General features: G+C 68.7%; 10 protein-coding genes and 2 pseudogenes. 5 read left to right on the forward strand and 7 right to left on the reverse strand.

Going from position 1 to position 21,094, the window contains the following annotated elements; all coding sequences use genetic code 11:
- Positions 1–85: 85 nt before the first annotated feature.
- Positions 86–1,438, reverse strand: coding sequence for a DEAD/DEAH box helicase (locus JS756_RS02775; protein ID WP_438817282.1), 1,353 nt, complete (start codon positions 1,436–1,438; stop codon positions 86–88).
- Between the two features lie 608 nt (positions 1,439–2,046).
- On the opposite strand from JS756_RS02775, the pseudogene JS756_RS38505 reads away from it, so the two are divergent.
- A pseudogene (locus JS756_RS38505) lies at positions 2,047–2,214 on the forward strand (IS701 family transposase); the annotation flags it as partial.
- A gap of 264 nt (positions 2,215–2,478) precedes the next feature.
- On the opposite strand, the gene JS756_RS02780 reads toward JS756_RS38505, so the two are convergent.
- Positions 2,479–2,874, reverse strand: a complete 396-nt coding sequence (locus JS756_RS02780; RefSeq protein ID WP_307790251.1) for a hypothetical protein — start codon at positions 2,872–2,874, stop codon at positions 2,479–2,481.
- 418 nt (positions 2,875–3,292) lie between these two features.
- Here JS756_RS02780 and JS756_RS02785 point away from each other — a divergent pair, with 418 nt between their 5' ends.
- From JS756_RS02785 to JS756_RS02795, 3 genes are all read left to right on the forward strand, one after another.
- Positions 3,293–11,974, forward strand: a complete 8,682-nt coding sequence (locus JS756_RS02785) for a golvesin C-terminal-like domain-containing protein (RefSeq protein ID WP_205381252.1) — start codon at positions 3,293–3,295, stop codon at positions 11,972–11,974.
- On the forward strand, positions 11,968–12,510 hold the full coding sequence (locus JS756_RS02790; protein WP_240203109.1) for an SMI1/KNR4 family protein: 543 nt from the start codon (positions 11,968–11,970) through the stop codon (positions 12,508–12,510). The genes JS756_RS02785 and JS756_RS02790 overlap by 7 nt, the downstream gene beginning before the upstream one ends.
- Before the next feature lie 385 nt (positions 12,511–12,895).
- Positions 12,896–13,525, forward strand: a complete 630-nt coding sequence (locus JS756_RS02795; protein ID WP_205381253.1) for a class I SAM-dependent methyltransferase — start codon at positions 12,896–12,898, stop codon at positions 13,523–13,525.
- Between the two features lie 562 nt (positions 13,526–14,087).
- Here JS756_RS02795 and JS756_RS02800 read toward each other — a convergent pair.
- On the reverse strand, positions 14,088–14,618 hold the full coding sequence (locus tag JS756_RS02800; RefSeq protein WP_205381254.1) for a hypothetical protein: 531 nt from the start codon (positions 14,616–14,618) through the stop codon (positions 14,088–14,090).
- A 225-nt stretch (positions 14,619–14,843) separates the two neighbouring features.
- On the opposite strand from JS756_RS02800, the pseudogene JS756_RS36495 reads away from it, so the two are divergent.
- Positions 14,844–15,080 (forward strand): annotated as a pseudogene (locus JS756_RS36495) (NF041680 family putative transposase); the annotation flags it as partial.
- A gap of 457 nt (positions 15,081–15,537) precedes the next feature.
- Here the strand turns inward: JS756_RS36495 and JS756_RS02805 are convergent.
- The 4 genes from JS756_RS02805 to JS756_RS02820 all read right to left on the reverse strand — a co-directional run bounded on the left by JS756_RS02805 (position 15,538) and on the right by JS756_RS02820 (position 20,652).
- Positions 15,538–17,151, reverse strand: coding sequence for a multicopper oxidase family protein (locus JS756_RS02805; RefSeq protein WP_205381255.1), 1,614 nt, complete (start codon positions 17,149–17,151; stop codon positions 15,538–15,540).
- A gap of 103 nt (positions 17,152–17,254) precedes the next feature.
- Complete coding sequence (locus tag JS756_RS02810) at positions 17,255–17,707, reverse strand: hypothetical protein (protein ID WP_205381256.1); 453 nt, start codon at positions 17,705–17,707, stop codon at positions 17,255–17,257.
- 250 nt (positions 17,708–17,957) lie between these two features.
- Positions 17,958–20,243, reverse strand: a complete 2,286-nt coding sequence (locus JS756_RS02815; RefSeq protein ID WP_205381257.1) for a heavy metal translocating P-type ATPase — start codon at positions 20,241–20,243, stop codon at positions 17,958–17,960.
- A gap of 112 nt (positions 20,244–20,355) precedes the next feature.
- Entirely contained in the window at positions 20,356–20,652 is a 297-nt protein-coding gene (locus JS756_RS02820; protein ID WP_205381258.1) for a heavy-metal-associated domain-containing protein, read from the reverse strand.
- Between the last annotated feature and the right edge of the window lie 442 nt (positions 20,653–21,094).

The raw sequence follows: 21,094 nt of genomic DNA on the forward strand, positions 1-21,094 counted from the left end.
CGATGCACCCCGGCCGATCTCCGGTCCCGCGTATCCGTCCAGCAGCGTGGACGAAGACACCGCCCGGCAGTCCGGGAAGCCGGTCTCAGCCGCCGCGCCGCACCCGGGCCGCCTTGCGGGCCTCCGCGAGCTTGCGGGCCTCGCTGCTCTTGCGGGACGACGACCTGCCACCGGAACCGCTCTTCGCGTCCTTGGTGCTGCCCAGGCCGCCGAACGGAACGTGGTGGTTCTTGGGGCGCGGTACGGCCGGCCCGTCGTCGAGAGGCATTCCGGAGGGGGCCTTGGCGCCGGTGATCCGGCTCAGCTCCGCCTCGCCGGACCGCACTTTGGTGACCTTGGGGGCGACGTCGGCGTCCGCCATGACCTGGCTCGTCTCGCGGCGCTGCCCCGACAGGACGAGTGTCACGACGGTGCCGGAGCGGCCGGCCCGGGCCGTCCGGCCCGCGCGGTGCAGATAGTCCTTCGGGTCGGTGGCCGGGTCGACGTTGACCACGAGATCGAGGTCGTCGACGTGCAGGCCGCGTGCGGCGACGTTCGTCGCTACCAGCGCGGTGATCTGCCCGTTCTTGAACTGGGCCAGGGTCCGGGTGCGCTGCGGCTGGGACTTCCCGCTGTGCAGGGCGGCGGCGGCCACGCCGCTGGCCCGCAGATGCCGCGTGAGCTGGTCGACGCCGTGCTTGGTGTCCAGGAACAGCAGGACGCGGCCGTCCCGAGCGGCGATCTCCGTGGTCACGGCGTACCGGTCCGGGCCGTGCACGACGAAGACGTGGTGCTCGATCGCGGAGACGGCACTGGACGAAGGATCCACCGAGTGGACGGCAGGGTCGCGCAGGTAGCGCTGCACCAGCCGGTCGACGTCGCCGTCGAGGGTGGCGGAGAACAGCATCCGCTGCCCGTCGGGACGTACCTGGTCCAGGATCCCGGTGACCTGCGGCAGGAACCCCATGTCACACATCTGGTCGGCTTCGTCCAGGACCGCGATGCGCACCCGTCCCAGTCGGCAGCCCTTGCGCTCGATGAGGTCGTGCAGCCGACCGGGCGTGGCGACGACGATCTCGGCGCCATCCCGCAGCACGGCGGCCTGCCGTCCGATGGACACGCCGCCCACCACGGTCGCGAGCCGCAACCGCAGCGCCTCGACGTACGGGGTGAGCGCCTCACCGACCTGCTGCGCCAGCTCCCTGGTGGGCACCAGAACGAGCGCCAGCGGCTCTTTCGGCTGCGCGCGCTGCCCGGCCGTCCGGGCGAGCATCCCCAGGCCGAAGGCGAGCGTCTTGCCGGATCCTGTGCGGCCCCGGCCCAGGACGTCCCGTCCCGCGAGCGTGTTCGGCAGCGCCGCCGCCTGGATAGGAAAGGGCACAGTCACACCCTGCTCATCGAGCGCCCGCAGAACCTCGGCCGGCAACCCCAGCTGGGCGAAGGACGCCGCCGTGGGCACTGCCGAAGTGGCGCCCGACGCCTCGGACACATCGTCCTGCCGCCGGGCATCGACCCGTGTTGATTCGCTCACAGAGAACCTTCCTCCGAAGGGACCGTACCGAGGAAGGCGCGGCAGGGACGCGGCCGCCGACCAGAGACACCCAACGGAGCACCGACACAGCGACACAGCAAAAGCGCAACGCTAGCACGGGGCACTCCGTCCGGGCCTCCCGTGCCGCGCCGCTCAGCCGAGGAACGACAGCCGGACCTGCCTGTGCGGAGCCATGTGGTGCCACAGGGACACTCCCAGCGCGGCCCCCGCCACCAAGATCCGGACCAGGAGCGGACCAAATTCGCTTCTTCTCCGGCGATTTCACGCATTCCTCAGGTCGGCGGCGGATTGGGCCGTGTACCGCCGGCAGACCAAGAACCACCTGGTGTCGTACCCGCCGAAGAAGCTGGGCTTCTTCTGGACACGGAAAAGGGCACCTGACCAGGGAAGATACCCGGCAGGCCCCCTTCTCGGCCTATATCTGGGCAGCAAGTCGAAACACGCCCTTGTTCCCGATGCCTCCCACCCGCGTCCCAGCTTTGAACAGCGGTTCCGGGGCATTTCCGGGCCAGCGTCCCGCTCGCTTGACCGTTCCTGAGATCCGCCACCTGCTCACCGCCGTCTTCAACCCACCCGCCCTGACTGCGGCCAGACTGCTGCACTGGTCCACCTGGCGCAGACGCCACCAGGCAACCGCCCGACGCAGCCACTACCAGCGGCGGTCCGCCGACGAACCTGCCGGATGGTTCGCGAAACCGGACTGGAGTACTGAGCGGCGTGGCGGGAGGTGCCCGGGGTGGCGCGGATCTCGGGGAGGGCGTCGTACAGCTTCTGGACGGGGTCAGAGGGTGACGTAGCCGTCGCGGTGGCCGGAGATGGTGTCGGGTGTGGCCTTCTCGCCGGTCTGGCACACGCCGGTGTCGCCAGCCGCCGTGAGGGTCACCTTCGCCTGCGGGTCGACGCCGTCCAGGCTAGTGCCGCGGCCTGGTGCGGCACTAGGCAGCCCGTCAGTTCTCGGGCGCGTCCGGGCGCGGCAGCCGGCCGGCGCAGGTGGCGCGGCCGAACCGGCCGGCCGTGGAGGCACTTTGGACGTACTGTCCACGGATGGTGAGGGCGCAGCGGGCCTGCCCGCCCCGTGAGTCGAGGACGATGCTGACGACCGGGTCCTGGCCGAGGGGGACCTCCACGGCCTGGCGCCACGGCAGCGTGGCCGCCTTCACGACGCTGGCCTTTCCGGTCTCGCTGCGGCCCTGGTAGGTGATGTCGGCGGTGCCCTCACCGGTCACCTCGTAGGTCACCGGCGCGGTGGGAACCGTGGGTTCCGCCTTGGTGTCGCCATCGCGGCCGTCGAGCACGCCGTAGAGGACCAGCCCGAGGCAGGCGGCCAGCGCGGCTCCCGCCACGACGAGCCCAGCGCGCGAGGAACGCCGGTCGGCCAGATCGGCCGCCGACCCGTTCGTCGAATCAAGGGATTCCTCTGGAGTTCCTTCAAGTTCTTCCTTGGTGGTTCCCTCGGAACCCGGCTGATCGGTTGTCGGTTCTGGGGCCGTGGTGCCCATTTCTTTCATCCTCTCGCACATGCCATCACTACTGCGTGAGCCGGGCGTTTATACCTGCCCGTAAGGACGGCTGTCCAGCGACCAGAAATAGCGGACATTTTCCAGATCGGTTCGCCCCCCGTGCCCACACGGCATGTCAAGTGTCGGCAATGTCCGACCACTTGACTTCTCGTCATCGAGCTGGCTAGAAAATCGGCGTCGCTGCGCATGACCTTCCATCACCGCTGATGGAGCGGGTTATCGGCGGCATGTTCAGCACTCGATGCACGAGGAAAGGTTTGACGTGAGACCCAGATGGGGCACGCTTGTTGCGTGCCTGGTGGTATCCGCGGTGACAACTACCGCGCTGCCACAGGTCGCCTATGCCGCACCCGCCGAAGACCGCGACGAAAAGGGTTTCGTCGACACCGTCAAAAGCTGGTTCGCGGATGATGGCAAGGAAAATGAGAAGCCGCCTTCGCATGACGAATTGGGAATAGCCGACCGGCAGAAACTGCCGAAGGGCACCAAGGATCCCAAGGCCAGACGGGTCCGGGAGCTGACCGGGCGGCGGACGGCGAACGCGCGGTTCTGGCAGTTGTCGGACGGCCGGGTGCAGGCGGAGTTGTCGGCGGTGCCGACCTCCTACCGGGACGGTGCGTCCACGGCGTGGAAGGCGATCGACACCACGGTCCGCCCCGCGAAGGCGAAAGGTTTCGTCTTCGCCAACACGACGAATGAGGGGCGGGCGTGGTTCGGCGCGCATACGGGCCGGCTGGTGCGGTTCCAGGCCCCCGACGGCCGGGCCGTCACTCTCGGCCTGGACGGCGCGGGCAAGAGGCTGACCCCGCACGCCAAGGGCTCGACCGTCTCCTACGACGACGCCGCACACGGCGCGAAGCTGGCCTACGAGGTCGGTCCGGGGCGGGTGAAGGAGAACATCACCCTCGCGAAGCCGCCGTCCGGGCCGTTGAAGTTCACGTTCACGCTGGATGCGGACGGGCTGACGCCGAAGGCGCGGCCGGATGGTTCGATCGCGCTGTTCGGGGAGCTGCCCCACACGCCGGTGATGGTGATCCCGGCGCCGTACATGACGGACGCGGCCAAGGCCGACACGTCGGTCTTCGGTGAGACCTACAGCCGCAAGGTCAGTCAGAGGCTGGTCCGGGACGGCGACCGCTGGAAGATCACGGTCACGCCTGATGCGGGCTGGCTGGCATCGAAGGACCGCCGGTACCCGGTGGTGATCGATCCCACCCTCACGATCGCGCCGTCTCCGTCGGGGGCGCAGGACGCGATGGTGCTGGCCGAGGCGCCGACGACGAACTACGGCAACTCGTGGAAGCTGTCGGTGGGTCGAACCTCTTCCGGTGCGGCGCGTTCGCTGATCGAGTTCCCGCTGGACGAGATCCCGTCGGGCACGCAGATCGATGCGGCCCGGCTGGAGATGTACTACGACAACACCCACACCACCGGTGGCACGAACGTGCCGATCGAGGTGCACCAGGCGACGGGTGCGTGGGACGAGTCCACCGCGACGTGGGACAGCACCAGCTCCCTGGTGGGTGCACTGTCGGGGACGACGGTGCAGGTCGACGACGGGGACGCCGGCACCACGGCCGCGTCCGGGTCGTGGCCGGCGTCGGGTTCGTCGCTCACGCAGTACGCCATCGGCGGCGACTACCACTACAACAAGGACGACATCGCCGGGGACACCTACACCTTCCAGCCCAGACTGCCGGAGGCGGACTCCTACCGCGTCGACGTGCACTACGTGCCCGCCTTCGACCGGGCGACGAACGCGCCGTTCACGGTGACCGGCAGCGGCGGCTCCACCACCTACACGGTGGACGAGTCAGCTGGCAGCAATGGTGTGTGGACGTCGCTGAACGGCGGCGGCAGGATCGCCTTCGCCAAGGGCACCGCCGGGAAGGTCGTCCTCGGCGACGGGCCCGCCTCCTCCTCGACCGCGGTGATCGCGGATGCGGTGCGCTGGGCGAACCCTGCGACCATCACCAAGGGCACCGGCGACTACAGCCAGTGGCACAGGTTCCCGGTCACCGACACCGTCCAGCAGTGGCTGGACGGCACGGCGGCCAACAACGGCTTCGTCCTCAAGACGGCGGATGAGGCGGGAGGTCCGCTGGGCGGCCCCCGCTATGAGGCGGGCGACGGCTCCTACGGCGGGGAGACCTCCACCATCCCCCGGCTGACGGTGACCTACGGCAAGGTCGGCACCGAGTTGGACTCGCCGCAGGTGATCCACTCCACCGGTCCGGAGCTGTCGTGGAAGCCGTACGTCAACGACACCGGGGACAGCAGCAACAACATCGCCCAGTACGAGCTCTACCGCTCGACGCAGCAGGCGTTCACCCCGTCCGCGGCCACGCTGGTCGCCCCGATCGACAAGGGTGCGACGTCGTTCACGGACACCACCGCCACACCGACACCGGATTCCTCCTCGTCGGAGATCGGCCGCTCGTACTACTACCAGATAGCGGTACGGACGGTGAACGGTGAGCTGCTGGGCTCCCCGACCCGACTGGTGGGCGTGCCCAAGGCCGGGCGGACGATGCGGCTGATCCAGGGCGCCTCCCAGATGAAGGACACCACCCTGTCCTCGGGTCAGCCGTCCACGAACGAGGACACGCTGTCGACGTGGGGCAAGCCGCAGTCCTGGCTGGAGGTCGGCGACAACTCCGCCACCTACGGCAAGGCCCGCGCCGCCCTGGACTTCGACACCTCCGCGATCCCGTCCTCGGCGACCGTGTTGGAGTCGCGGCTGTTCATGTGGGGCGCGGAGACCAACTACAGCTCCAACGGCGCCGTCTACGAACTCCACGGCCTGACGAAGAACTTCGACGAAACGTCGGCCACCTGGAACGACGCGTCATCCGGCACGGCATGGAGCTCTCCGGGCGGTGACTACTCGGCCACGGTCTCGGACACCGTCGGCTCGGTCTCCGACGTGGGCCGGCACTGGTGGGACGCCACCTCGCTGACGCAGGGCTGGATCACCACCCCGTCCTCGAACCATGGCGCGCTGGTCAAGCTGAAGGACGAGTCCTCCACGGGCCCGCAGGAGCGCACCCTGTTCCTGTCCTCCGAGGCATCCGACTGGCAGCTCGGCCCGCTGCTGCGGGTCATCTACGTCGACTCCACGACCGCGGACACGTACTACGCGCCGCAGACGCCGTCGCGGATGACGCCCAACTCCACCTACAGCGTGGACTTCACCGTCACCAACACCACCAACGCCGCGTGGGCGGCCGGTGAGCGGGAGCTGTCCTACACCTGGAAGCTGCCCGACGGCACCGACGTCACCACCGGCGGCAACCAGGCATCCACCGCCGTCCCCGCGCTCGCCCCGGGCCAGTCGGCGACCATCCAGGCCACCGTCGACACACCCATCAACTCAGACTCCGGGAACAAGCGCACCGACTACGTCCTCGGCTGGGACGTCCGGAGGGTCTCCGACAGCTCCTGGCTGTCCGCGACCCACACCTCCATCCAGCCGCTGCAGCAGAACGTGGCGGTGGAGGACCCCACCTCCAACACCCTCGGCCTGGAAAAGTTCTACTCCTACACCGGAAAGAACACCGGCGCCGGCTCCACGGTCATGAACAACCTGGCCTCCGGCAACAGCGTCTGGTCCTACAACGCCTTCACCAACCCCGGCCGCGGTCTGACCACCTTCGCCCGTTTCGCCTACAACTCCCTCGACACCAGCGACACCGTCTCCGGCGCAGGCTGGTCGATGCAACTGGCCGCCCCCATCCGGCTCGGCGCACCACTGGACTTCCACCCCAACCCCAACCCCACCGAAGTCCGCCTCCCCGACGGCGACGGCACCGCCCACGTCTTCACCTGGGATGCGACGAACAGCGTGTGGAAGGCCCCTGCGGGTGTCCACTACCAGCTCACCATGAAGGCGGGCCTGGACTGCACGCCGGACAAGGACAACACCCCGGACGCCTGGACGCTCCTGCGTCCGGACGGCACCCGGTTCCTGTTCGGCTGCGACGGCTACCTCACCTCGGCCGTCGACAAGAACGGCAACACGCAGACGTACACGTACGCCGAGCGCAAGTCGAAGAACAAGCCGACGAAGTTCCTGCAGTACATCACCGACCCGGCCGGCCGGCAGTCCCTCACCGTGGACTACTACGAGAAGGGCGACGCCTCCTACGACTACATCGACGACACCGGCGCCAAGACCACCGGCAGCCACCTGACCAACTCCAAGATCTACGACCACATCAAGTCGATCACGGACATCTCCGGCCGGAAGATCTCCTTCTCCTACACGACCAAGGGCCTGCTCGGGCAGTTCACCGACGGCGACGGCTCCAACCAGCCGAAGGTCTTCAAGTTCACCTACGACGCCACCCAGGGCAACAAGAACGTCAAGCTCGTCACCGCCACCGACCCGCGCGGCCACGGCACGCAGCTGTCCTACTACGCCCCGCAGACCGGCGACGACCCCGCCTACCACTGGTGGACCAAGAGCATCACCGACCGCCTGAACGGCGACACCGGCTTCGCCTACACGGCGGACACCGTGAACACGAAGTTCACCGACACCACCGTCACCGACGCCGAGAACCACGCCACCCAGTACGTCACCGACGACTTCGGCCGTCCGGTGCAGACCACCAACGCCAAATCCCAGACCACGAAGATGAGCTGGGACGCGGACAACAACGTCACCTACCTCGAAGAGGCCAACGGCGCCAAGACCGCCTACTGCTTCGACCCCAAGACCGGCTACCCGCTCTGGCAGCGCGACGCCGAGAACAACAAGGCGGGCGTGCCGGACCAGACGTCCACCTGCGTGAGCGACTCCTCGCAGTGGCCGGCGAACGCCGCCGCCTACGAGTACCAGACCCGCGCCGACGGCTACTCCGCCGACCTGTTCCGCAAGACGTCGCCCGAGGGCCGCGCCTGGCAGTTCGGCTACGACACCTTCGGCAACCTCACCACGGTCACCGACCCCAAGGGTGTTGCCACCACCACGGTGCCGGACGACTACACCACGAAATACGACTACGACGCCTACGGTGAGCTGACCCAGGCGACCGACGCCAACGGCAACCCGACCACCAACAACGACTTCGGTCCGACGGGTTACCCGAACACGATCACGGACGCGCTGAACAACTCGACGACCTTCGTCTATGACGAGCGCGGCCAGGTCACCCAGGTGACCGACGCCGACCAGAAGACGACCACGCAGACGTACGACACGTACGGGCGTCCGCTGGTCAAGACGGTGCCTAAGGACCAGGCAGCGGGCGTTCTCATCACCACGCCTGCCCCGGAGTACGACGCCAACGACAACATCACCACCTGGACGGCGCCCAACGGCGCGGTGTCGACGGCCGTGTACGACGCTGGGGACCAGATGGTCTCGTCGACGGACCCGAAGGACACGCCGACCGGTCCGGAACGCAGGACCGACTACACCTACGACAAGACCGGTCATCTGCGGACGACCGTTCAGCCCAAGGGCACCGCGACGACCACGGACCCGAACGACTACGCCACGACCCACAATTACGACGAGATCTACGAGATCACCTCCGTGGTCAACGCGGTCGGCGACAAGATCTCGTACGAGTACGACAACGTCGGCAACCTCGTCACGGTCATCGATCCGAAGAAGAACGCGACCGCCGACACCACCGACTACACCAGCAAGACCGCCTACGACCTCGATCACCGGACCGTCTCGATCACCGACGCGCTGGGCAAGACCAGCTCGCGTACGTATGACAAGGACTCGCTCGTCGTCGCCAGCAAGGACGCCGAGAACAACGAGAGCCTGATCACCTACGACGAGCGGGGCAAGCAGACCGAGGTCGAGGTCCCGCACCAGGGCACCAGCCCCGACATCACCTACCGGACGACCAGGTACGAGTACGACCAGGTCGGCAACACCACGAAGGTGATCACCCCGCGGGGTGTGGAGACGGCGAACGCAGACGACTTCACCTCCCGGACCGAGTACGACGCGCTGAACCGCCCGGTGAAGCAGTTCCAGCCGTACGACCCGGCGGACGCCCGCTACAACGATCCGAACGTCTACACCGAGACGGCGTACGACAAGGTGGGCCGGGTCGCCAAGACCTCCCTGCCGCCGTCCGAGGGCCAGACGGTCCGCAATGACGCCACGTACACCTACTTCGACAACGGCTGGACCAAGTCGACGACGGACCCGTGGGACATCGTCACCACGTACGACTACAACGGGCTGGGTCGACAGACCGCCCGGACCCTCACCTCGGCGGGAGGCTCGTCGAACCGCACGATGAGCTGGTCGTTCTACCCGGACGGCAAGCTGAAGTCGAAGACGGACGACGGTGTGCCGGTCGGCAGCGCGGTCCCGCTCGTCGACAACTCCGACACCCAGAACACCAGCTCCACCGGCACTTGGACCCATGCCGGCCTCCCCGGCCAGCAGGGTTACGACCACCAGGTCCACGCCGCCGGCACCGGGACGGACGCGTTCACGTGGACGCTGAACATCCCCAAGGACGGCACCTACACCGCCTACGTGAGGTACCCCCAGGTCACCGGCGCCGCGACGACCGCCAAGTACACGGTCACCAAGTCCGACGGCACCACCACGGACGTGATCCGGGACCAGAACGCGGCCCCGGGCACCTGGGTCAGCCTCGGCTCGTTCACCTTCACCCAGGGCAACGCGGCCAAGCTGCAACTGTTCCAGAACAGCGCGGGCGCGGTCGTCGCCGACGGCGTCAAGCTCGTGCGCGACAACTCGGGCGACACGGACGACGAGAAGCACAGCTTCGCCTACGCCTACGACGTCAACGGCAACCTGACGTCGATCGACGACGCCTCTCCCGGTGCACCGATCGATGCCTACACCATCGCCTACACGGGCCTGGACCAGATCCGGAAGGTGACCGAGTCGCTGGCCGGCCAGGAGAAGAAGGCCACCACCTACACGTACGACGCCAACAGCCAGCCGGAGACGGTCACCCATCCCGACCAGTTCTCCAAATACACCTACGACACGCGTGAGATGACCAAGACGGTTTCGGTCGGCAAGTCGCCGACGGACACGTCTGCCAAGGTCACGTCGTACACGTACACCGACCGCGGTCAGGTCCTGCACGAGACCAAGGACAACGGCAACACGGTCGACAGCGCCTACTTCCTCGACGGTACGGTCAAGTCCACCGTGGAGAAGAAGGCCGACGGCACCCTGGTCGCCTCGCACACCTACGACTACGACGCCAACGGCAACCCGACACAGGACGCCGCGAAGAAGATGGACGCCGACAACCACTCGGCGTACCTCGACTCCACCACCGACTACACCTACGACCCGGTCGACCGACTCGCCAAGTCGGTCAAGACCGGCAACGGCGCGTCGACCGACACCTACGTCCACGACGACAACGCCAACGTCATCAGCCAGACGGTCAAGGGCACGTCCACGACCTTCTCTTACGACCGCAACCGGCTGCAGAGCGCGTCCGTCGCCGGTACGGCGTTCCAGTACAACTACGACCCCTTCGGCCGCCAGGAATCGGTCACCAGCGACGGCCAGGTCGTCGGGCGCAGTGTGTACGACGGCTTCGACCACGTCGTCGAGTCCCAGAAGATGGACTCGACGGGTGCGATGAAGTCCACGACGTACACCTTCGACCCGCTCGACCGCACCCTGTCCAAGACCGCCGGCGGCAAGACCACGGACTTCGAATACCTGGGGCTGTCCAGCGAGGTCCTGGACGAGAAGGTCGCCGGCCAGCTGTCGAAGTCCTACCAGTACAGCCCCTGGGGCGAGCGCCTGTCCCAGGTCGAGCACAACACCGACAGCACGACCGAGGACACCTACTACAGCTACAACGGCCACACCGACGTCGACGCGCTGACCGACAAGAACGGTGACACCAAGGCCACGTACGGCTACACCGCCTACGGAAGCGACGACACCTCCGAGTTCACCGGCATCGACAAACCCGACGCCCAGAACCCCACCAAGGAGGACTACAACCCCTACCGCTACAACGGCAAGCGCTGGGACGCCCAGTCCGGCACCTACGACATGGGCTTCCGCGACTACGACCCGGGCCTCAACCGCTTCACCACCCGGGACATGTACACGGGCGCACTGGCCGACATGGGCCTCGGTGCCGACCCGTTCACCGGAAACCGCTACGCCTTCGGCGGCGGCAACCCGGTGAGCAACGTCGAGTTGGACGGCCACTTCTTCCTCGTCGACGATCTGGTCGAAGTCACCGCCGTGGTCGTCGTGGTCGCCGCGGTCGCGACCTACGCCTACGCGACCGACCAGAACGTGCAGACCGCCGTCAACGACACCTTCGACTCGATCACATCGGGTCTCCAGGACCTCTTCAGCGACGACGACCCGGAGCCGGAGCCGGAGCCGGCTGCCCGGCCGCGCCCCGGTCCCCTTCCCGGGGACGGCTCGGGCACGGACAACAAGAAGCGGTGTGAGTCGGAGCCCAAGTCGTCCCGATTCCAGTACCAGCCGTTGGACGGGGCGAGCCGCGCCCAGGGGGCGACCGCGCTGATCTGCCCGAGTGACTACAAGCCCGTAGGCACGAAGAGGGACGACGGTGGCAAGGTGGACGTGTACGGATTCCCGGACCCCGCGCAGAACAAGACCAAGACGGGCGGGACCATCTTCGACCGAACGCATATCGTCGGCGACAAGGTGGGCGGCGACTGGGTGAACGAGAACCTGTTCACCGGGTTCTCGCGCATGAACAAGAGCGGCATGCGGCGTTGCGAGATCAAGATGGAGCAGCAGCTCGCCGCTGGGAAGTGGGTCATGTACACAGGCAAGGTCAACTACAGCCACACCACCGGATATGCGGACAGCATCACCATGTCCGCCTACACCGAGGACGGAGTATTGTTCAACAACATAGTGGTCCAGCAGAGCCCGAATTGGCAGACGACATGCTGAGCGTCGAAGAGCTGGAGGCCGTGCTTCCGTCGATGACACGGTGGCGTGTGCCTGGTGGGCGCAGCGTGGATTGGGCCACCCTTGAGGCGGCCCTAGGAACGGCGCTGCCCTCCGACTTCCGTTCTCTGGCGGAGGCGTACCCCGTGCTGGTCGTCGATGACTTCCTCATGGTGTCCCTTCCAACGCCCGGCGCTGAGGCGCTGTGGGCGTCCGGGCGCCGTGAGGACGAGATCCTTCAGGATCTGTACGAGATGGGCGACACCCAGGGCTACGTCCCCTTTCCCGAGCCGGGCGGCCTGATCAGCTGGGCGTCGTCCTATTCGGGGGACTCCTTCTACTGGAAGACAAGCCCCACGGACCCAGACGCATGGCCAGTGGTCGTCCGCACGGACAACGCCGAGTGGTTCGAGTTCCCGGTCGGCGCCGTCAAGTTCTTGGTCGGCGTGTACGGGCGCACCGTCGATGTGCCGGGTATGCCCAGGAACTTCCCCGGCGACTTCCCGCAGGTGCTCGGCCTGAGCGACGGCATCGACTGATCGGCAACTGATCCGCGGGCACATGTGAACAGCGATCGCCCCCAGGGTTCCTGGGGGCGATCGTCATGGTGCGCCCAGCATGGGCGATCGATCGGGGGTGGAAGTTGCCTGGGGGAACGCTCCGCAGTCCTGGCCCAGACAGCAGCCGCAACGTTCGGCCTCTACTGGTGTGATCGCCTGATCAACTGTCGCCGGTTCTCCGGGGAGTCCAGCCAGCTCGTGACTGACTGTGGCCGCGAGCGGCGTATCGGCTCCAGGTCCCACCGGCCTCGTTGCGGAGCCGGGTGGTGGTCTTGTGGTGGCCGAGAGCGTCCGCGGCGACGGGCGCGGGATTCGGGACGGGGCGGGAGAACAGCTGCGAACGGCGGGTGTTAGCTTCCTTCCCGTGGTGGAGCACCAGGACGAGACCAGGGCGGCCTACGACGGGGTCGTCGAGCTGTATGCGTCGATGTTCGCTGATCGGCTGGAGACGCAGCCGTTCTCACGGAACATGATCGGCATCTTTGCCGAGCTGGTGCGCGGCACGGGGAACCTGCGGGCAGCCGATGTCGGCTGCGGGCCCGGACATCTGACGGCCATGCTGCATGACCTGGGGCTGGACGCCTTCGGGCTCGACCTCTCCCCAGCCATGGTCGACCACGCCCGGCAAGCCCGTCCGGCGCTGCAGTTCGACGAGGCGCGGATGGAGGCCCTGCCAGTCGAGGACGGCGCGCTCGGCGGCGTGCTGGCCCACTACTCGATGATCCACACCCCTCCTGGGGAACTGCCCTCGCTGCTCGCCGAGCAGGCGCGTGTCCTGGCACCAGGGGGCCTGCTCCTGGCGTCGTTCTTCGCGACCGACGGGCCCGAGCCGGTCCGCTTCGACCACAAGGTGACGCCCGCCTACAGCTGGCCTGCGGACCGGTTCGCCGAGCTGCTGGACCGGGCCGGGTTCGTCACGTTCGCCCGGCTGCTCCACGACCCGGCCTCTGAGCGGGGCTTCCTCGACGCCCACTTGCTGGCCCGCCTCGGCTAGAGCATGGCCTTCTTCTGGTGTGCTCGCGTATTCAACTGTCGCCAGGTCCCCGTGGAGCCCAGCCTGCTGGTGATCGTATGTGATCTCCAGCGGCGTATCGGCTCCACGTTCCGCCGGTCTCGTTGAGCAGGCGAGTGTGGTGGTCTTGTCGTGGTAGCCGAGGGCGTCGGCGACGACGGGAGCGGGCCTCTCAAGGAGTTGTTGTCGGATGGCGGCGCCGCGGGGGGCGGCCACTGGGACGCCGATCTCGTTGAGGAGTGCGGACAGGTGGTGGAGGTGGAAGGGCTGGCCCGCCCGGCGGCCTGGGAAGAGCCAGGGCCGCGCGTCGTGCCGACACCGACGAGAGCGCCGGGCCCGCAGCGGCTGGGGGCCACGACGACGCGGCAGATGTGCGTGTCAGGCTCCGCCTCCGTCTGTCCTCACACGGTGTTCGAGCGGCCGGAACCGGCCTCCGGCGGCCTCGGTTTCAGACGGAGGAAGTTGAAGGCGGCGTGCAGCATGAGTACCAAGGCCACTGCTCAACTTGTCACGCAGGGCTCAGACACAGCTTCTCACTCAGCACTCAGTCCTCGCCGTTGTACGTCGACACCATGTAGACCTCCTGCCCGTCATCGCCGCGCGGAACGACCAGGACGGTGAACCTGGCGCCCGTGGGCGTGCGGAACCTGGTGTGGAGGTCGTACGTCTTCTCGGGATCGAGCTTCAGGCCGAACTTCTCCATGGCGTTGTCGGGGAAGGGCGGCCTTGTCCGGGACAGTTCCTTTCCGTCGATCGAGAACTCGGGGAACGGCCACGGGTTCGCCCGGGTGCGGTCCACCCCGTGGGCGTCCAGGTAGCCGTTCACACAGTCCGTAGGAGCCTCGAAGCGCAGCAGCAGATGCTTGTCGATCTCCTTCGGCCGGCCGCTGAACCCCAGCTCCTCCACCTTGCAGCCGGGCAGCGTGAGCTCGTAGCTCTCAAGGAGCTTGTCCAGGCTCTCGCCGGCGTTGGTGCCGGCCAGGGCGCGGGGGTCCGTGTTCTGGGCCGCGCACGCGGTCAGGGCGAGTGACAGCGCCGCGCAGACGGCCGTGACCGTCGCAGGGACGGTGCGCATGAACCCTCCTCCAGACACTCGGCTACGGGGTGACGACGGTGTTGACGCCAATGGTCCGGCTCCCTTGTACCGTGAAGTTCTTGGCCAGACGATAGCGGGGGGGCGTTGGCGAGCGGGTCGAAGGGGAACTCGACCGGGCCGAGGTTCGCGCTCTCACCCAGGTCGAAGTTGTACGCCTTGTTCACATCGAGCCGGGCGTCCCCGCTGTGCCGGATCTTCCCGCCGTCGAGCACGGTGGTACGTCGGCCGGCCCCGCCGCGGGATCCTCACACCAGGGGCCGGCCGCCCCGGCACGGAGGCGAGTTCGTCCTCGGTCAGCCCGACACCTGGGGTATCCCGGACACCGAAACCGTCACCGAAACCCGCCTCTACGGCACCGCCCTCGCCCGGTCCTGGGACCGGCTCCACCCCGAGCTCACCCACCGCTCTTCCTGGGCCGCAGCCGACGGCACCCTCCCGATTGCTTCATCGGCCCGACCGCCACCGGCATACGCTTCACGGCTGAGTGGATCGTCATCAAGGGAGTCGTCGTCGCCGCACCTGCCGCGCTACTCGGCGCCGCGATCGGCGAGTGGTCCAGACGGCGCCGCACCGTGACGGCCGAATCCGAACCGACCGCAGCACCCGGGCGTCCCGCCCTGATGACGACGGTGACGGCCGCGGGGACACTTCTCCTGGCCGTCGCTGCTGTCACCGTGCTCGGGATGGACCACGCCCGCAAGACGTGGATCGGATGGGGTCCATGATGCGCAACGGGCGTCTGCGCGCACGGCGGCCCGGCGCCGGGCACGAGCGACGGGTTGCCCGAGCTCCTACGAGTCTTCCGCCCATGGGTCTCGGCGTCGATCACCACGGTGGTCCGGCGGTGCTGCCGGCGCGGAGGGCGGTGGGTCGCCGGGGCAGCCCGTCCGACGGTTCGTCAGGCCTGGTACGCCACCAGCGCCATCATCCCCGCCTCGGCGTGGTAGGCGTTGTGGCAGTGCATCATCCACTGGCCGGGATTGTCGGCGTCGAAGTGGACGGACACCGTCTGCCTCGGGAGCACGATGGTGGTGTCCTTGCGCGGGCCGTCGGTGCCGAGCTGACAGGTGTGGCCGTGGAGGTGCATCGGGTGCCACATCCCGGTCCTGTTGACGAAGTCCAGGCGGACCCGCTCACCCTGCTCGACCAGGATGGGGTTCGCGGCCGGGTTGTTCATGTCGAACCGCCTGCCGTTGATGCCCCAGTTGTACGTGCCCATGCCGCCGGTCAGCTCGATGCGGTGCATGCGGTCGGCCTTCTTGGAGTCGAACCGGACCTCGTCCGCCGCCTTCAGGCGGGACGCGGTCACGATGTCGCCGCCCAGTTCCCCCGGGCGGACCGTCGGCCTCGGCGCGCGGCCGGAACCGGTACGGACCAGTGCCATGCCGCTCGCGTCCTTGCCCTCGGCGAGGGCAACCAGCGGGAAGACGCCGCCGGCGAGGGTGACCAGGACGTCGTACCGCTCCCCCATGCCGATCAGCAGGGCGTCGACCTGCTGGTGCTCGACCGGGAATCCGTCGGTGTGGGTGACGGTCAGCCTGTGGCCGCCGAGTGCCACGCGGTACGCCGTGTCGCCGCCCGCGTTGATGATGCGCAACCGGATGCGCTTGCCCGGCTTGGACGTGTAGACGTCCGGGTCGGCCGGGACTCGGCCGTTGACCAGGTGGTACGGGTACCTGACGTCTCCAGCGTCGCCGCCGAGCAGGCTGCTCTCGGAATCCATGAGCAGGAACGCCGTCGACGTGCCGCCGGCGGACGCGGACGGCGAAGCGCTCGCCCCGCCCGTGCTCCCGCCGCTCATGTCCATCCCGCTCATGTCCCCCGTGCCGTCGCCGGAGCGGGGATCGGAGTCACCCATGTCCATGTCGCCCATGCCGCGCCCGAGGCCGGCGAGGACGCCGTCGGGGGTCGTGCCGGCGACTCCGTCGATCCAGTCGTCGAGGACCACGACCCACTCGTCGTCGTACGACAGCGGCTCCTTCGGGTCCTCGACGATCAGCGGGGCGTGCAGGCCGCGGTCGAGTTGGACACCGACGTGCGGGTGGCAGTAGTAGGTGCCGGGGGCGTCGACGGTGAAGCGGTAGGTGAACGTGCTCCCGGCCCGCACAGCGGTCTGGGTGACCGGGGGGACGCCGTCCATGTCGTCGCGCAGCGCGATGCCGTGCCAGTGGAGGGAGGTCGGGGTCCGGTCCGGTAGTTGGTTGGAGAGTTCGGCGGCGAGCGTGTCACCCACGGACAACCGCAGTTCCCTGCCCGGGGTGCGGCCGCTGAAGGCCCAGCTGTCGGCCATGACCCCGCCGCCGAGGTCGAGCATGGCACGCGCGGCGGTCAGGGTCGTCCGCTGCGTCCTGCCGGTGCTCCTGCGCTTCCTGTCGGCGGCGGCGACCACCGGGCTGTGAGGAGCGACCAGGGAAGGGGTACCGCTGGAGCCGTCGGCGCACGCGGCGAGCGCGCCCGCGCCCGCGGCGCCGAGCCCGGCAAGCAGGACGGAGCGACGGTTGATGCTGTTCAAGACGGGAGTCCTCTTCTTCGGAATGACGTCGGTCGGATCGCATGCGGGCGACACCGCCCACCAGGGCGTGGGAAGGCGCGGCGGTGGCTCGCGGAGTCCGGGCCTAGATCAACAACCGGGAGAGGACGGAGAGATCGGGGGGCGCGCGGTGTGACGTCCTGGGCAGGCCGTGGAGGGCGGGTCCGCCAGGGACGGCGTCCGACCGGGCGGCGGGAGTGGAAGCGGCGGGCGGAGGCACGGACTGCGCCGTGCTCACGTCCGCTGTCGAGCAGTGCTGCATGGCGGTGCCCGCGCAGTCGCCGCCGGGTGCATCCATGACCGTCCCCGCGGGACGAGGTGCGGTGTCGTGCCCGGTCGAAGCAGCGGTCGGTATCGCGGTCGCGGAGGTGTGGTCGCTGCCGGCCATCGAGCCGACGGCGCGGGCGGAGACAACCGGTGACGTCGCGTCGTGGTGGACGAGTACGGCCAGTGCCATGAGCAGGGCGACGACCGAGGTACGCACCCAGCGCACGGAACCGCTGCGGTATCCGGCTCGCCGGGGTGCTGCTGTCGTCATCGCTCTGCGTGCTCCGCTTCCTCTGGCAGGTGCTGCTCCCGCACTATACCCGCCAGGGGTATCCCACCTCGGCCCCGGGAGTCTTCGACACCCTGGAACTCGTGTCGCCCGGCTGCGTCCTGCCTTCTGCTGCGAAGGCCATGCAGGGAGAACCATCTGCCGGGCCGGGTCGGCGACACGCGCCGTGGGCAGCATGCGGCGCCCGGCCGGAAGGCCGGGCGCCGTTGAGTCGACCGCGCCGCCTGCGCGTCTACTCGAAGGACCGCAGCCGCAGGCTGTTGGTCACGACGAACACCGACGAGAAGGCCATCGCGGCTCCCGCGATCATCGGGTTGAGCATGCCGAGGGCGGCAAGGGGCAGGGCGGCCACGTTGTAACCGAAGGCCCAGAAGAGGTTGCCCTTGATGGTGGCGAGGGTCCTGCGGGACAGGCGGATCGCGTCGACGGCCACGCGCAGGTCGCCGCGTACGAGTGTCAGGTCACCCGCCTCGATCGCCACGTCGGTGCCGGTGCCCATGGCCAGGCCCAGGTCGGCGGTGGCCAGGGCGGCCGCGTCGTTGACGCCGTCGCCGACCATCGCGACCGTACGGCCCTCTTTCTGCAGCCGCCTGACGACGTCCACCTTGTCCTGGGGGAGGACTTCGGCGATCACCTCGTCTATACCGACCGAGCGGGCGACGGACTCGGCGACGAGGCTGTTGTCGCCGGTCAGCAGCACGGGCCTCAGGCCCAGCCGGCGCAGCTCGGCCACCGCCTCGGGGCTGCTGCCCTTGACCGCGTCGGCGACGGTGAGCACACCGCGCGCCTCGCCGTCCCAGGCGACGGCGACCGCCGTGCGGCCGTCGCGCTCCGCCGCGGCCTTGACCTCGGCGAGTTCCGGGGGCAGCTCGATGGCCCACTCCGCAAGAAGCTTCTCGCGCCCGGCGAGGACCGCGTGTCCGTCGACGAGGCCCTGGACACCCAGGCCGGGTACGTTCTCGAAGTTCTCCGGAACCGGCAGGCTTTCGGCCCGCTCGATCGCGCCCGCGGCCACGGCCTGTGCGATCGGGTGCTCGGAGGCGTGCTCCAGCGCGCCGGCCAGCCGCAGCAGTTCACCGTCGTCCACCCCCTGAGCGGCGTGGACCTCCTGGAGGGTCATGCGGCCAGTGGTGACCGTTCCGGTCTTGTCCAGGACGATCGTGTCGACGCGACGCGTGGACTCCAGCACCTCAGGGCCCTTGATGAGGATGCCGAGTTGGGCGCCGCGGCCGGTGCCGACCATCAGCGCGGTCGGGGTGGCGAGGCCGAGCGCGCACGGGCACGCGATGATGAGGACCGCGACGGCGGCGGTGAACGCGGCGGTCACGTCCTCGGTGACGAACAGCCAGGTGACCAGGGTGCCCAGGGCGATGAGGACGACCACGGGCACGAAGACCGCCGAGATCCGGTCGGCCAGGCGCTGTACCTCGGCCTTGCCGTTCTGCGCGTCCTCGACCAGTTTCGCCATCCGGGCGAACTGGGTGTCGGCGCCGACCCGGGTGGCTTCGACGACGAGCCGGCCGCCCGCGTTGACAGTCGCACCGGTGACGGCGTCGCCGACCGCGACATCCACCGGCATCGCCTCGCCGGTCAGCATGGAGGCGTCAACCGCGGACACCCCCTCGACGACGGTCCCGTCGGTGGCGATCTTCTCTCCGGGGCGTACGACGAAGCGGTCGCCGACCGCCAACTGGGCCACCGGGACACGGACTTCCTTGCCGTCGCGCAGCAGCGAGACATCCTTCACACCCAGCTCCAGCAGGGCCCGCAGTGCAGCGCCCGCCTTGCGCTTGGACTTCGCCTCCAGGTAGCGCCCGGCGAGGATGAAGGTGGTCACGCCGGCCGCGGCCTCCAGGTAGATGGAGGAGGAGCCGTCGGTGCGGGAGACGGTGAACTCGAAGGCGTGCCGCATGCCCGGCATCCCCGCGTGTCCGAAGAAGAGTGCCCACAGCGACCAGCCGAACGCGGCGAGCGTGCCGACGGACACCAGCGTGTCCATGGTCGCGGCGCCGTGCCGGGCATTGGTGTAGGCAGCCTTGTGGAAGGGTGACGCGCCCCAGACGACCACGGGCGCGGCCAGTGTCAGCGACAGCCACTGCCAGTTGTCGAACTGAAGGGGCGGAGCCATCGCCATCAGCACGACCGGTACCGAGAGCACCAGCGACACCAGCAACCGCTGCCGCAGAGCGAGCAGTTCACCGTCCGGCTCCGCACCGGCCGCGGTCTCGGTCTCGGTCTCGTTCCTGTTCTGCGCCGTCGGCGGGGGCGGCGTCGCCGTGTACCCGGTCTTCGTGACGGTGGCGATGAGGTCGTCGATCTCGACGCCTTCCGCGTACGAGACCTTCGCCTTCTCCGTGGCGAAGTTGACGGTCGCCGTGACACCGTCCATGCGGTTGAGCTTCTTCTCGATGCGGGCGGCGCACGAGGCGCAGGTCATGCCGCCGACGGAGAGTTCCACCTCGGAAGCGGGCGCCGGCGCGCTGCCGGGAGCCGCCGTCTCGGGAGCCGTGCTGGTCATGTGCTTGTCTCCTGGGGGAAGGCCGGGACGTAAGGCGCGGTGTCGACGGAGCGGCACATCCCGGCGCGAGGGAGGAATGCGCGCGTCGTGGGCCGCCGGGGCCAGGACGCCGTCAGGCGCGGCCGACGAGCTCGTAGCCGGCCTCGTCGACGGCGGCGCGGACGGCCTCCTCGTCGAGCGGGACGGTGGAGGTCACGGTCACCTCGCCGGTCTCGGCGGCGGCCTGGACCGCGGTGACGCCGTCCAGGACGGAGATCTCCCGGGAAACCGCGCCCTCGCAGTGGCCGCAGGTCATCCCGGAGACCTTGTAGACGGTGGTGACGGCGACACTCCGGACGTCGACGGTCGTCGCGTCGGAGCCGCAGGAACCGGTGCCGCAGCAGAGGCTGGTGTTCGTCTCGGTGTTCATGGTGGCTTCCTCGGTTCGGATCAGACTGGATCAGCGGGTTTCCGTGGGCGGACGTTGCCGTCCCTCTCCGCAATGAGGTCAACCATATACCCCTGGGGGGTATTCCCGACAGGGGGGCGCCGTTCACAGCGGCACCCCCCTGCCGCCTTCGCGTCACTGCGGGGCCACGTGGCGGGCGCAACCGGCCTGCGGCGACGGCCACACGCCGAGGCGGCGGTGGGCGACGTGCCGGTGAAGACCCGGGACGGTGTCGCCGCCATGACCGGAGCGCCCCGCAGCCACGGCCTGTTCCGGCTGCCTGCAAGACGGCACAGGCCCGCTCCGGTCATGCGGGGGCAAGCCCTTCCCTCCCCGCGGCCCGACGCACGGGATACGCGTCGTCGAGCGGCTGCTGCGCACCCGATCTCGGTGCGGCGCCCGGCGCGGACCCCTTCCGGCGCAC

It is taken from the genome of Streptomyces actuosus (assembly GCF_016921115.1).
Classification (GTDB): domain Bacteria; phylum Actinomycetota; class Actinomycetes; order Streptomycetales; family Streptomycetaceae; genus Streptomyces; species Streptomyces actuosus_A.

Excerpts from the sequence above, each read along its gene's own strand:
- JS756_RS02810 (WP_205381256.1), bottom strand. The coding sequence starts at position 17,707 with ATGACGACAGCAGCACCCCGGCGAGCCGGATACCGCAGCGGTTCCGTG.
- JS756_RS02820 (WP_205381258.1), bottom strand. The coding sequence starts at position 20,652 with ATGAACACCGAGACGAACACCAGCCTCTGCTGCGGCACCGGTTCCTGC.
- JS756_RS02815 (WP_205381257.1), bottom strand. The coding sequence starts at position 20,243 with ATGACCAGCACGGCTCCCGAGACGGCGGCTCCCGGCAGCGCGCCGGCG.
- JS756_RS02785 (WP_205381252.1), top strand. The coding sequence starts at position 3,293 with ATGCACGAGGAAAGGTTTGACGTGAGACCCAGATGGGGCACGCTTGTT.
- JS756_RS02800 (WP_205381254.1), bottom strand. The coding sequence starts at position 14,618 with ATGCGCACCGTCCCTGCGACGGTCACGGCCGTCTGCGCGGCGCTGTCA.
- JS756_RS02790 (WP_240203109.1), top strand. The coding sequence starts at position 11,968 with ATGCTGAGCGTCGAAGAGCTGGAGGCCGTGCTTCCGTCGATGACACGG.